General features: G+C 70.0%; 9 protein-coding genes. 4 read left to right on the top strand and 5 right to left on the bottom strand.

Annotated features, from left to right (window positions below):
* Positions 1 to 53: 53 nt before the first annotated feature.
* Positions 54 to 938 carry an intradiol ring-cleavage dioxygenase gene (locus ACZ66S_RS19150; protein ID WP_469902685.1) on the bottom strand — a complete coding sequence of 295 codons (885 nt, stop codon included), beginning with the start codon at positions 936 to 938 and terminating at the stop codon, positions 54 to 56.
* Between the two features lie 120 nt (positions 939 to 1,058).
* Positions 1,059 to 2,822: an aspartate--tRNA ligase gene (gene aspS, locus ACZ66S_RS19145; RefSeq protein WP_469902684.1), complete on the bottom strand. Its 1,764-nt coding sequence runs from the start codon at positions 2,820 to 2,822 to the stop codon at positions 1,059 to 1,061.
* A 145-nt stretch (positions 2,823 to 2,967) separates the two neighbouring features.
* On the opposite strand from aspS, the gene ACZ66S_RS19140 reads away from it, so the two are divergent.
* Together ACZ66S_RS19140 and ACZ66S_RS19135 are read left to right on the top strand one after the other, a co-directional pair.
* Positions 2,968 to 5,112 (top strand): SpoIIE family protein phosphatase, encoded by a 2,145-nt coding sequence (locus ACZ66S_RS19140; RefSeq protein WP_469902683.1) that lies wholly within the window; start codon positions 2,968 to 2,970, stop codon positions 5,110 to 5,112.
* Positions 5,113 to 5,288: 176 nt separating this feature from the next.
* Positions 5,289 to 6,014: a hypothetical protein gene (locus ACZ66S_RS19135; RefSeq protein ID WP_469902682.1), complete on the top strand. Its 726-nt coding sequence runs from the start codon at positions 5,289 to 5,291 to the stop codon at positions 6,012 to 6,014.
* A 16-nt stretch (positions 6,015 to 6,030) separates the two neighbouring features.
* Here ACZ66S_RS19135 and ACZ66S_RS19130 read toward each other — a convergent pair whose 3' ends face one another.
* From ACZ66S_RS19130 to ACZ66S_RS19120, 3 genes are all read right to left on the bottom strand, one after another.
* Complete coding sequence (locus ACZ66S_RS19130; protein ID WP_469902681.1) at positions 6,031 to 7,002, bottom strand: pirin family protein; 972 nt, start codon at positions 7,000 to 7,002, stop codon at positions 6,031 to 6,033.
* A 113-nt stretch (positions 7,003 to 7,115) separates the two neighbouring features.
* On the bottom strand, positions 7,116 to 9,062 hold the full coding sequence (locus tag ACZ66S_RS19125; RefSeq protein ID WP_469902680.1) for an Ig-like domain repeat protein: 1,947 nt from the start codon (positions 9,060 to 9,062) through the stop codon (positions 7,116 to 7,118).
* Positions 9,063 to 9,232: 170 nt separating this feature from the next.
* Positions 9,233 to 9,709: an SseB family protein gene (locus ACZ66S_RS19120; RefSeq protein ID WP_330265677.1), complete on the bottom strand. Its 477-nt coding sequence runs from the start codon at positions 9,707 to 9,709 to the stop codon at positions 9,233 to 9,235.
* A 122-nt stretch (positions 9,710 to 9,831) separates the two neighbouring features.
* Between ACZ66S_RS19120 and ACZ66S_RS19115 the strand changes: the two genes are divergently transcribed.
* Together ACZ66S_RS19115 and ACZ66S_RS19110 are read left to right on the top strand one after the other, a co-directional pair.
* Positions 9,832 to 10,623: an intradiol ring-cleavage dioxygenase gene (locus ACZ66S_RS19115; RefSeq protein ID WP_469902679.1), complete on the top strand. Its 792-nt coding sequence runs from the start codon at positions 9,832 to 9,834 to the stop codon at positions 10,621 to 10,623.
* A gap of 129 nt (positions 10,624 to 10,752) precedes the next feature.
* Complete coding sequence (locus tag ACZ66S_RS19110) at positions 10,753 to 12,579, top strand: acyl-CoA dehydrogenase (protein WP_469902678.1); 1,827 nt, start codon at positions 10,753 to 10,755, stop codon at positions 12,577 to 12,579.
* Positions 12,580 to 12,707: the final 128 nt, after the last annotated feature.

The following is a 12,707-nucleotide window of genomic DNA, read 5'->3' as shown; positions in this document are numbered from 1 at the left end:
AGCGTGGGTGCGGACTATGACCCCTTCAAAGGAAGCGGTCGGCACGCCTTGCCTCACCCGTCGTGCGTGGCGTCCGGATCCACGCCGACCGTGAGCGACGCGCTCACGCCCCGCGCGATGTCGTCCTCGCGGTAGCGCAGCCTCAGCAGACCGCCCTGGGTGCCGTTGCCGTCGTAGATCGTGTCCTCGTCGAGCGTGGTCCGCTCGGTCGTGTTGGAGGCGTACGGCTCGACCTCGGCGGATGCCAGCACGGCCTCCTCGGCGAAGAAGAACTGGCCGGTGTGGCAGGTGCGTCCGCCCTCGTAACCGGCGTCGGTCCACTCGCCGTCCACGTGCACCTTGGTGTGGATGTGCACGCAGCGGCCCCGGTACCAGCCGGGGAACACCGTCCTGAAGGTGACGTGACCGTGCCGGTCGGTGCGCCAGGTGCCGCGCAGGTAGCGGGTGTCGTCGGTGGGCTCCTGGTGCCCGCCGCCCCCGCCCGGCGGCGGCCCGGTCGGTACGTCCGTCGGCATGCCGGTGGGCGTGCCGGTGGGGCTCCCCGTCGGCATCGGGCCGCCTCCGCCCCCGCTGCCCATGTCCTCGTAGCCCGAGTAGACGCCCACGGCGTCGCAGTGCCAGATGTCGACGGCCGCGTTCGCGATCGGCCTGCACGTCCCGGCGTCGATCACCTTGAGCCCCAGGACGAGCGGGATGCCCTCCCGGTCCTCGGTGACGTCTCTTCGGATCCTGTCCGCGTCGATGTAGTACGGGCCCTCGACCATCTCCGAGGTCAGCAGGTAGCAGGCCTCGGCCTGGGCGGCCGTCTCCCCGCCGGCGGCCGCGTCCACCGTGAAGGCGGCACCCACGCCCACGGCGAGCGCGGTCACGCCACCGGCCGCCAGGACCGTACGGCGTTTCAGCTTCCCTGTCTCTTCGGCGCTCTGGTTTTCCGTCATGGCCAGGGACCGTAGGGGCGGGAATCCTGGCAGGAACATCGGAAAGAGCTGTGAATAGCGAAGTGGCTCGGAACCGACGTCGGTTCCGAGCCACCTGAAGCCACCTACGGTCGCAAGGACCTACTTCGGCTGCGGCTTGCGCACCGTCAGGTGCAGCTCCCTCAGCCGGGCCTCCTCCAGCTCCGTCGGCGCGCCCATCATCAGGTCCTGGGCGTTGCCGTTGAGCGGGAAGGCGATGGTCTCGCGGATGTTGGGCTCGTCCGCGAGGAGCATCACGATGCGGTCGACACCCGGGGCGATGCCGCCGTGCGGCGGGGCGCCGAAGCGGAACGCGCGCAGCATGCCGGCGAACTTCTCCTCGACGGTCTCCCGGTCGTAGCCCGCGATCTCGAAGGCCTTGAGCATGATCTCGGGCTCGTGGTTCCGGATCGCGCCGGAGGACAGCTCCACGCCGTTGCAGACGATGTCGTACTGCCAGCCCAGGATGTCCAGCGGGTCCTGGTTCTCCAGGGCCTCCAGACCGCCCTGCGGCATGGAGAACGGGTTGTGCGAGAAGTCGATCGCGCCGGTCTCCTCGTCCTTCTCGTACATCGGGAAGTCGACGATCCAGCAGAACCGGAAGACGCCCTCCTCGAAGTGCCCGGCACGCTTGGCGGCCTCGACGCGGACCGCGCCCATGATCTTCGAGACCTCGTCGAACTCGCCCGCGCCGAAGAACACCGCGTGACCGGCGGCCAGCGACAGGCGCTTGGTCAGCTCGGCGACGTTCTCCTCGGTGAGGAACTTCGCGATCGGGCCGGACAGCGAACCGTCCTCGGCCACCCGCACCCAGGCCAGGCCCTTGGCACCCTGCGAGACCGCGAAGTCACCGAGCTGGTCGAAGAACTTCCGCGGCTGCGCGGAGACGTCCGGCACCGCCAGCGCCCGCACGTGCTTGCCGGCGAACGCCTTGAACTCCGAGCCCTCGAAGACATCGGTGATGTCGACGAGCTCCAGCTTGGCGCGCAGGTCCGGCTTGTCGGAGCCGTACTTCAGCATCGCCTCGCGGAACGGGATCCGCGGGAACGGCGAGGTGACCTCGCGGCCGCCGCCGAACTCCGTGAACAGCTCGGTCATGAGCTGCTCGATCGGCTGGAAGACGTCCTCCTGCTCGACGAAGCTCATCTCGACGTCGAGCTGGTAGAACTCGCCCGGCGAACGGTCCGCGCGCGCGTCCTCGTCACGGAAGCAGGGCGCGATCTGGAAGTACCGGTCGAAGCCGGAGATCATCAGCAACTGCTTGAATTGCTGCGGCGCCTGCGGCAGGGCATAGAACTTGCCCGGGTTCAGACGGGAGGGGACCACGAAGTCACGGGCGCCCTCGGGAGAGGTCGCCGACAGGATCGGGGTCGCCATCTCGTTGAAGCCGAGGGCGACCATCTTCGAGCGGATCGAGGCGATCACCGACGACCGCAGCATGATGTTCTTGTGCATGCGCTCGCGGCGCAGGTCGAGGAAGCGGTACTCCAGGCGCCGCTCCTCGTTGACCCCGTCCTCGGTGTTGATCGTGAACGGCAGCGGGGCGGCCGCGCCGAGCAGCTCGACCTCGCCGACCTCGACCTCGACCTCACCGGTGGGCAGGTCCGGGTTGACGTTCTCGGTGCCGCGGGAGACGACCTTGCCGTCGACGCGGACCGTGGACTCCTTGGTCAGCTTGTCGAGGGCCTCGTACGCGGGCGTGCCGGGACGGGCGACCAACTGCGTGATGCCGTAGTGATCGCGCAGATCGATGAAGAGGATGCCGCCCAGGTCGCGCCGATTGTGCAGCCAGCCACTCAGCCGGACGTCGGTACCGACGTCAGAGGAGCGGAGCTCGCCGCAGGTGTGGGACCTGTACCGATGCATCGTCGTTCATCCAGTCTTCGCGGATCGAGGGGCGTGTTTCACGTGAAACAGGTCCCAGCCTACCGGGGCCCCCAAGATCGCCTCCCCACCATTACGACTCGGCCAACAGTGGCACTTCTCGATCTCCTGTTCTTAAAGTGGGGCAATGCGCACTGGTGAGCCCCTGCCCGCCGTGGGGGACGTCCTCACCGCCCTCGCGACCGGCCTGTGGCACTGGGACACCGCCACCGAACTGGTCACGGTCGACGCGGAGGCCGCCCGGCTGCTCGGGCTGCCCGCCGAGCGGACCACCCTCACCGAGGCCCAGGCACGGGCCCGTCTGCACCCGGTCGACTGGAACGAGATCATCAGCGTCGTCGGGCTCGCCGTCGCCGAGCACACGCTCGCCGAGGTCCGGATCAGGATCATGGACGAGCGGGGCCGGGTGATCCGTACCGTACGCAGCCGCTCCAAGCCGTCCTACGACAAGGCCAAGAAGTCCTTCCGGCTGATCGGCACGCTCCAGGAGGTCACCGAGCCGACCCCCGGCACCCCCGCCGGACGCACCGCGGTCACCGGCGACTGGCGGCGCTCCCGCGAGGCCTTCCTGCTGGACGCCGGCCGCGCCCTGGCCGAGGCCCGCTCCACCGCCGAGGTGCTGCGGGTGGCCGCGGGCCTGTCCATGCCGGGGTTCAGCCCCGACGGCCTGGCCGTCTTCGGCGTCGAGGGCGACCGGCTGACGATCATCGGCCACCACGGCCAGCAGCCCGGTGACGAGAGCCCCTTCTCCCACATGTCCCTGGAGACGGACTACCCGGCCGCCGAGGTCGTGCGCACCGGCCGTGCCGTCTACCTCTCCAGCCCCGAGGCCTACCGCTCCCGCTACCCGGTCACCTGGCCGCTCGCCCAGCGCTTCGACCGCCAGTCCTGGGCGTTCCTGCCGCTGACGGTGGCCGGCCGCACGATGGGCGCGTGGATGGCGGCCTTCGCCTACCCGGTGGCGTTCACCCCGGACGAGCGCTCGGTCCTCACCACGGTGGCCCGCATGCTGGCCCAGGCCCTGTCCCGCGCGGGCCTGGCCGAGTCGGAGCGCGAGCTGACCGACGGCCTCCAGCGCTCGATGCTCCCCACCCTCGGCCCGGAGATACCGGGCATGACCGTCGCCGCCCGGTACGTCCCCACCGGCGGCGGCCTCCAGGTCGGCGGCGACTGGTACGACATGATCCCGCTGCCCGGCGGCACCTCCCGGACCGGGTCCGGCACCGGACGGTTCGCCCTGGTCATCGGGGACGTGCAGGGCCACGACGTACGGGCGGCGGGCCTGATGGGCCAGCTCCGCATCGCCCTGCGCGCCTACGCCGCCGAGGGCCACCGCCCCGACGCGGTCCTCTCCCGCGCCTCACGCTTCCTCAACGGCATGACGTACGGCGTCGACGCCCCCTCCGACATGCGCTTCGCGACCTGCCTGTACGTCGAGGCCGATCCTGTCACCGGCGTCCTGGAGGTGGCGCGGGCCGGCCATCCCGACCCGGCGATCCGCATGGCCGACGGCACGGTCCTGGCCCGGCGCACGGAAGGCGGCCTCCCGCTGGGCATCGACCCGGACGCCGACTACCCCACGACCCGGATCACCCTGGAGCCCGGCGAGACGCTGATGCTGTGCACCGACGGGCTGATCGAGACCGGCGGCCACGACTTCGAGACCGGCTGGAAGCGGATCCGCACCATCCTGGAGACCCACGACGGCGACCTGGAGGAACTCGCCGACGCCCTGATCCAGGCCGTCCACGGTCCGTCCTCCCACCACACCACCGGCCCCCTCGCCGACCGCCGCGAGGACGACATAGCGGTCCTGCTGCTGCACCGGCAGGGAGAGCTCAGGGACCCGGCCGCCGTACGACCCGCGGTCCGCCGCACCATGCTCTCGGTGGCCCAGGCGGAGCCCGAACGGGTCGGGGTGGCCCGCCAGCAGCTCCGCGAACTGCTCCACGACTGGCCCTGCGCCGACCAGATCGACTCGGCGGTCCTGCTGCTGTCCGAGACGCTGACCAACGTCCTCGTCCACACCGACGCCGACGCGCTGCTCCTCGCGGAGGTCCGCGGCGAGGCCGGTGAGCGCCGGATGCGCGTCGAGGTCACCGACAACAGCGACGACCTGCCCCACAAGCGCCGCCCCGGCGAACTGGCCTCCTCGGGCCGCGGTCTGATGCTGATCGAACTCCTCGCGGACGCGTGGGGGGTGGACCCCCGCGGCGAGGGCAAGAGCATCTGGTTCGAGCTCCACGAGTCCTCGGGCGTGGCCTCCGCATAGGAGGCTCTCGGAACCGCCCGGAACCGGTCCCGGGACGGGCCAGAGGGCCGAGCGTCAACCTCCATCCCCCTCCCTCACCCTTTCAGGTGAGCACCCGGCGACTGGCGACGACGGCTCCCGCGCCGCCTGCACGATGTGTGCCCTGGCCGAGATCCGACCGCAGGCAAGGAAGTCGCATGGGCAAGCCCGCATCCTCGAAGGACCGCGCCAAGGGGTCCTCGTTCTCGCTGTCGTACGAAGGCGCCCAACGCGATCCCGCCAACCACATCACGGTGGGCAAGAGCGGATTCTCGTTCAAGGGATCAACGAAGGCTCTCCTGGCCCTCGCCGTACTGACCGCGGCCGGGGCGGCGGCGTACGTGTCGCTGTCCGGTCAGGGCCAGGGCAGCCCGGGCGGTACGAGCGTGACGCCGGGCACGAGTGTGACCTCGGGCGGAGCCGGTGCCGCGGCGGCGAAGGGGTCCGCGCCGTCGCAGTCACCGACGGCGCAGGTCTCGCAGGCGGCCGACACGGGGCCGGCGGCGGTGCGGGAGCACCGCAAGGTCGTCCTGCGCTCGGGGTCCAACGTGGACCTGGACTTCACCAACGGCCAGTCCGACATCATCTTCTCGCTGCCGTCGAGCGCCGCCGACGGCTATGCGATCGTCGGCGACAACGGCGAGCTCGCCACCGTCGACGGCCCCGCGACCGCGGAGAGCTGCGCCGCGGCCACCCAGTTCGGGTTGGCCGTCGACCGGAAGAACATCCGCCGGGGACTCACGGCGTGCGTGCTCACCGACGAGAACCGGGTCGCCGCCATCACCTTCCTCGGCTGGCAGGCGGACGACCCGAACTACGCCGGCGGTCTGACGTCCGTCACGATGGACGTCACCACCTGGGAGAAGCCCGAAGGCGCGGCCTGACGCCCGGGCGGGCGGCCTACAGCCCGCCCTCGGTCATCCCGTGGACCGCCGGGACCGTCCCCAGCCGCCCCTTCTGGAAGTCGTCGAACGCCTGCTGGAGCTCCTCGCGGGTGTTCATGACGAACGGGCCGTAGTGGGCCATCGGTTCGCGGATCGGACGGCCGCCCAGGAGGACGACCTCCATGTCCGGCGTGTGGGAGTCCTGCTGCTCGTCCGCGCGGACCGTCAGGGAGCCGCCGGCGCCGAAGACCGCGGTCTGGCCGAGGTGGATCGGGCGGCGCTCGGCGCCCACCGAACCGCGACCGGCCAGCACGTACGCCAGACCGTTGAAGTCCTCGCGCCAGGGGAGGGTGATCTCCGCACCCGGCGCCACCGTCGCGTGGATCATGGTGATCGGGGTGTGGGTGATACCGGGGCCCTGGTGACCGTCCAGCTCACCGGCGATGACGCGGAGCAGGCCGCCGCCGTCCGGCGTCGACAGCAGTTGCACGCTGCCGCCCCGGATGTCCTGGTAGCGCGGCGCCATCATCTTGTCCTTGGCCGGCAGGTTCACCCAGAGCTGGAGGCCGTGGAAGAGACCGCCGGACATGACGAGCGCCTCCGGCGGCGCCTCGATGTGGAGGAGACCGGAGCCGGCCGTCATCCACTGGGTGTCGCCGTTGGTGATGGTGCCGCCACCACCCTGCGAGTCCTGGTGGTCGAAGATCCCGTCGATGATGTATGTGACGGTCTCGAAGCCGCGGTGCGGGTGCCACGGCGTCCCCTTGGGCTCGCCGGGCGCGTACTCCACCTCACCCATCTGATCCATCATGATGAACGGATCGAGGTGCCGGTAATGGATCCCCGCGAACGCCCTGCGCACCGGGAATCCCTCGCCCTCGAAGCCACTCGGCGCGGTCGTCACGCCGAGGACGGGACGGGCCACCGCGTCCGCCGTCGCGGCCACACGCGGCAGGGTCAGCGGGTTGTCGACAGTCACTGCAGGCATGTCGGTACCTCCTTGTGGTTCGAGTTTAGTTGAGCGTTGAACTTTCTGCCACCCCTAACGGAAGAAGCCCGGAGGGCATTCCCTCCGGGCAGCTCCGCACAGGCCGTACCGCGTCAGTTGCTGAAGTACAGGTACTTCCATGCCCCGTACGTCGTCGAGTTCACGGTGTCGCCGGACGAGCCGTTGACGTACACCGACCGCATCCGCGCCCGGATGCCGGACTCACCGGCCGCGCCGAGCGTGACGGCCGACTTTCCGTTCGAGCCGAGCGGGAAGTACTCCGAGTCCGCCGAGTACCAGGTGCCCTGGTAGTAGACCTGGAGGTCGAAGCGCTGCTGACGGCCCGGGTAGTAGGTCATCGTCGTGGTGAGCAGCGGGTCGGTGTTCTTGTGGAACCAGTAGTACGAGGTCGAGCCGATCTTGGCCGTCTTGTAGTGCTTGGAGACGGCCGTGGAGACCCTGACCCGGGCGTACGCGGTGGACGCCACCGTCTTCGGCTTGTACCGGGCGTCGCCCGAGAAGACCGCGGTGACCTTCGTGTCCCGGGCCATGTCCACCACGACGGAGAGGTTGCCGTCGGCGTTGACGCTGCCGGTCTTGATCAGCTTCTTGCCCTTGTCGCCGCCGAAGGGGTCGGCGTAGATCGAGACCGAGCGGTTCTTGTAGGTCGTGCCGAGGTGGGCGGTGAACTTGACGTCGGTGCCGTAGTTGTACAGCTTGCCGTTGTTGTTCAGGCTCAGCGAGGTGGAGGCGCGGGAGACCTCGACGCTGTCGGAGGCGGAGACCGCGGTGTGCGTGGCGTCGCCCGCGTACTTCACCGTGTACGTCACCTTGCCGCCGGCCGGCGGGGTGTTGGCGAAGGAGTACGTGCCGTCGGCCTTCACCGTGACGGCCGGCAGCGCCTTGCCGTTCGGGCTCTCCAGGTCGGTACGGGTGACCGAGAGCTTGGCCCCGGCGGGCAGCGCCACCGTCGCCGAGAGCTTGCCGGTGACGGTGAGCGACTTGGCCCGGGTGGCGGTGGAGGGCGCGTTGACCGTGAGGACGGGGACGTTGAGGTTGGGGTCGGTGAGCACCTTGACCGTCCAGCCGCCGCTGCCGGCGACGAGGGCGAAGACCCGGGAGGAGTCGCCGGCCCAGGCCACGTCGGCCGCGGGCTGGGTGCCGGTGCTGTAGGTGCGGACCGGCTGCGTGGCGCTGGGCCGGTAGATCGCGACCTTGGTGCCGGTGACCTGGGCGATCAGGCCGCTGCGTCCGACGTCCGCCCCTTGCCCGCCGGGGTAGGCGCCGGCCTTGGTGAGGGTGCCGTTCGCGTAGGCGTGCCGGTCGGTGCCGTTGACGAGCACCTGGTCGTCGCCCGCGACGAGGTCGATGTCGCCGAGACCGTCGTTCAGGGCGTACGAGGTGTCGTTCCAGGCGATCACCTCGGGCGTGCCGCCGGACACGTCGAGGACGCCCTCGGTGCCCGTGGAGTCCCCGGTCTCACCGACGGCCAGCAGGCCCGGCCGCAGCGGGTCGGTGTCGAGCAGGGCCTGCCCCCACAGCCCGCTGCCCGTGCCCTCGGTCGGGAGCTGGGCCAGCGCCACCGGGTCGGCACCGGTCGCCGGGTCCACCGCCGGGTCGACCGAGCCCAGGTCGCCGTCCCATTGGTCGCCGTAGCTGAACCAGACCTTGCCCCCGGCGAAGGCCACCTGGCGTGGGCCGGTGCCGGTGGCGACCGGGTAGCGGGCCTTGACCTGGAGGTCGGCCGCGTTCAGTGCGACGATCTCGTGGCTGGTGGGCAGGGCCGCGTAGAGGGTGGCGCCGTCGTCGGACACGGTGAGGTCGCCCACGTTGTCGAGGCCGGTGGCCTGGGCGACGAGGGTGCCGTTGTAGTCGGCGGCCAGGATCTGGCCGTCGGCCTTGTCGCTGACGAAGACCCGCCGGAGGGCGTCGTCCACGACGAGGCCGCCGGGGCTGGTGACCACGGCGGAGGCGGCCGAAGCGGTGCCGGCCGCGGCGACGCCGAGCGCCACCGAGCTGAACATGACCGCGAGTGCCGTCGCGGCCGAGGTGCTGCGCATGCGCACAGTGATGAACCCCCACAGAAGATCCCGGAGTTGCCGGGAGATGAGAGCGCCGCGCGGCACCCGGACGCGGACCGCCGAAGGGCGGTGACGTGCGGGGCGCGGCTGCCAGGGGAACTCTATGGCATGGCTGTGACAACCGAGCAGGAATCAGGCGCCGGCGACGGCTACCCGTACATCCTGCGCATCGCGAACTCGACCATCTGCTCCACGGCCTTCGCGTCGAAGACGATGCGGTGCTCGCCCTCCATGTCGAGGACGAAGCCGTAGCCCGTGGGCAGCAGGTCGAGGACCTCCGCGCCGGTGATGACGAAGTACTTGGACTCCTTGCCCGCGTACCGCCGCAGCTCCTTGAGCGTGGTGAACATGGGGATCACCGGCTGCTGGGTGTTGTGCAGGGCGAGGAAGCCGGGGTTGTCACCGCGCGGGCAGTAGACCTTGGACGTGGCGAAGACCTGCTGGAAGTCCTCCGCCGCCATCTGCCCGGTGGTGAAGGCACGCACCGCGTCCGCGAGCGAGGGCGGGGACGGCTCGGGGTACAGCGGCGGCTGCTGGCCGTACCCGCCCACACCGCCGGCCATGGGCTGCTGCGGCGGGACGCCGTACTGCTGCTGGGCACCAGCGTTCTGGTCGTAGCCGTACATGGGCGTAAGCGTACCGAGGGGGGCGGGGGCGGTGGACGGCTACCGGCAACCGCGAAACCGACAGCGACCCGACAGCGTCCTGCCCGGTGTTCCGGGCGGCCCGCGCTCGTAGCGTCGGGGGCATGCGCAGACACGGTGACGACGAGGTCCACGAGCACGACCGGGGGCTCTCCCACGACCTGCCCGTACTCGCCCGCCGGCGGATGATCCGGCTGCTGGCGGGGGCGGCGCTCGTGCCGCTGGCGGGCTGCACCTCCGAGGACGGCTCCTCTTCCGCGGCGGACTGTGCCGCCGTTCCGGAGGAGACGGCGGGCCCCTATCCCGGGGACGGCTCGAACGGGGTGAACGTCCTGAAGGAGAGCGGGGTCGTCCGCAGTGACATCACGCGCAGTTTCGGCGATTCCGCGGGCGGGACCGCCGAGGGTGTCCCCCTGACCCTGACACTCACGGTCGTGGACGCCGACTCCGGCTGCGGGACCCCGCGCAAGGGCGCAGCCGTCTACGTCTGGCACTGCGACCGCGAGGGCGGCTACTCCCTCTACACCGAGGGCGTCACCGACGAGAACTACCTGCGGGGCGTCCAGGAGACCGACGCGCGGGGGCGGGTGACGTTCACCAGCGTCTTCCCCGGCTGCTACACCGGCCGCTGGCCGCACGTCCACTTCGAGGTCTACGGCAGCCTCCGGGACGCGACGGGCGCCACCGCGATCACCGGCACCTCGCAGCTCGCGTTCCCCGAGGACGTGTGCGCCACGGTGTACGCCACCGAGGGGTACGAGCAAAGCGTGGCGAATCTCCGAGAGCTCTCCCTGGAGTCGGACAGCGTCTTCCGGGACGGCCACGACCAGCAGCTCGCCACGGTGGAGGGCAGCTCCGAGACGGGGTTCACCGCCACGCTGACCGTGGCGGTGTGAACCGTCACAGATGGCCGGATCGGGGTTGCGGCTTATTACCGACGGGTAGCATCATCGTAGCTACTTGTTGGTACGTGAACTAGCGCGAGGAACCAAGTGCCTCGCCGAACTCTTAACGGAGCCGTCGCCATGGGGCACTACAAGTCGAATCTGCGCGACATCGAGTTCAACCTCTTCGAAGTACTCGGCCGCGACAAGCTGTACGGCACCGGGCCCTTCGCCGAGATGGACGTGGAGACCGCGAAGAGCATCCTGGAGGAGCTGACCCGCCTCTCGGAGAACGAGCTGGCGGAGTCCTTCGCGGACGCCGACCGCAACCCGCCGGTCTTCGACCCCGAGACGAACACCGCGCCGGTCCCGGCGTCCTTCAAGAAGAGCTACAAGGCCTTCATGGACTCCGAGTACTGGCGGCTGGGCCTGCCCGAGGAGATCGGCGGCACCACCTCTCCCCGCTCCCTGATCTGGGCCTTCGCCGAGCTGATCCTGGGCGCCAACCCGGCCGTCTGGATGTACTCCTCGGGCCCCGCGTTCGCCGGCATCCTCTTCGAGGAGGGCAACGAGGTCCAGAAGCACATCGCCAAGGTCGCCGTGGAGAAGCGGTGGGGCTCCACGATGGTCCTCACCGAGCCCGACGCGGGCTCCGACGTCGGCGCCGGCCGCACCAAGGCGGTCCAGCAGGAGGACGGCTCCTGGCACATCGAGGGCGTCAAGCGCTTCATCACCTCGGGTGAGCACGACATGGAGGAGAACATCCTCCACTACGTCCTCGCGCGCCCCGAGGGCGCCGGTCCGGGCACCAAGGGCCTGTCCCTCTTCCTGGTCCCGAAGTACCTCTTCGACTTCGAGACCGGCGAGCTGGGCGAGCGCAACGGCGTTTACGCCACCAACGTCGAGCACAAGATGGGCCTGAAGGCCTCCAACACCTGCGAGATGACCTTCGGCGACCGCCACCCCGCCAAGGGCTGGCTGATCGGTGACAAGCACGACGGCATCCGCCAGATGTTCCGCATCATCGAGTTCGCGCGGATGATGGTCGGCACGAAGGCGATCTCCACGCTGTCGACGGGTTACCTGAACGCGCTGGAGTACGCCAAGGAGCGCGTCCAGGGCCCCGACCTGGCGAACTTCATGGACAAGACCGCCCCCAAGGTCACCATCACCCACCACCCCGACGTGCGCCGCGCGCTGATCACGCAGAAGGCGTACGCGGAGGGCATGCGCGCCCTGGTGCTGTACACGGCCTCCATCCAGGACGAGATCCAGGTCAAGGAGGCGGCGGGCGAGGACGTCAAGGCACTGGAGGCGCTGAACGACCTGCTCCTGCCGATCGTCAAGGGCTACGGCTCCGAGAAGGGCTACGAGCAGCTCGCCCAGTCGCTGCAGACCTTCGGCGGCTCCGGCTTCCTGCAGGAGTACCCGATCGAGCAGTACATCCGCGACGCCAAGATCGACACCCTGTACGAGGGCACCACCGCGATCCAGGGCCAGGACTTCTTCTTCCGGAAGATCGTCCGCAACCAGGGCGCCGCCCTCAACTCCCTCGCCGAGGACATCAAGAAGTTCCTGGCGCTCGGCACCGGCGGCGAGGAGCTCGCGGGCGCCCGTGAGCACCTGGCCAAGGCGGCCGTCGAGCTGGAGGCGATCGTCGGCCTGATGCTGACCGACCTCGCGGCCACCGAGCAGGACGTCAAGAACATCTACAAGGTGGGCCTGAACACCACCCGCCTGCTGATGGCCTCCGGTGACGTCGTCGTCGGCTACCTGCTCCTCAAGGGCGCCGCGATCGCCGCCGAGAAGCTGGAGACAGCCTCCGCCAAGGACAAGGCCTTCTACACCGGCAAGATCGCCGCAGCGAAGTTCTTCGCGGCCGACGTCCTGCCCGGTGTGACCCTGGCCCGCAAGGTCGCCGAGGGCGTCGAGCTCGACCTCATGGAGCTGGACGAGGCCGCGTTCTAGTCCCGGCGGGGTCGCGTCCCGGTCCCGGCGAAGCCGCGTTCTAGGACACACCTGTACAGCTACACACCCTCCTCACCAGAGCCCGCTCCCCATCCCCGGGAGCGGGCTCTCGTACGTCGTTAAGGTGA

The sequence above is a fragment of the Streptomyces sp. NPDC107471 genome (assembly GCF_055582845.1).
Note: the sequence above shows the minus strand (reverse complement) of the source record. Positions and strands in the feature narration are given on the sequence as shown.

What these genes read in the sequence shown, in the direction of transcription:
- ACZ66S_RS19150 (WP_469902685.1), bottom strand. Translation starts at nt 938, where the DNA reads ATGACGGAAAACCAGAGCGCCGAAGAGACAGGGAAGCTGAAACGCCGT.
- aspS (WP_469902684.1), bottom strand. Translation starts at nt 2,822, where the DNA reads ATGCATCGGTACAGGTCCCACACCTGCGGCGAGCTCCGCTCCTCTGAC.
- ACZ66S_RS19140 (WP_469902683.1), top strand. Translation starts at nt 2,968, where the DNA reads ATGCGCACTGGTGAGCCCCTGCCCGCCGTGGGGGACGTCCTCACCGCC.
- ACZ66S_RS19135 (WP_469902682.1), top strand. Translation starts at nt 5,289, where the DNA reads ATGGGCAAGCCCGCATCCTCGAAGGACCGCGCCAAGGGGTCCTCGTTC.
- ACZ66S_RS19130 (WP_469902681.1), bottom strand. Translation starts at nt 7,002, where the DNA reads ATGCCTGCAGTGACTGTCGACAACCCGCTGACCCTGCCGCGTGTGGCC.
- ACZ66S_RS19125 (WP_469902680.1), bottom strand. Translation starts at nt 9,062, where the DNA reads ATGCGCAGCACCTCGGCCGCGACGGCACTCGCGGTCATGTTCAGCTCG.
- ACZ66S_RS19120 (WP_330265677.1), bottom strand. Translation starts at nt 9,709, where the DNA reads ATGTACGGCTACGACCAGAACGCTGGTGCCCAGCAGCAGTACGGCGTC.
- ACZ66S_RS19115 (WP_469902679.1), top strand. Translation starts at nt 9,832, where the DNA reads ATGCGCAGACACGGTGACGACGAGGTCCACGAGCACGACCGGGGGCTC.
- ACZ66S_RS19110 (WP_469902678.1), top strand. Translation starts at nt 10,753, where the DNA reads ATGGGGCACTACAAGTCGAATCTGCGCGACATCGAGTTCAACCTCTTC.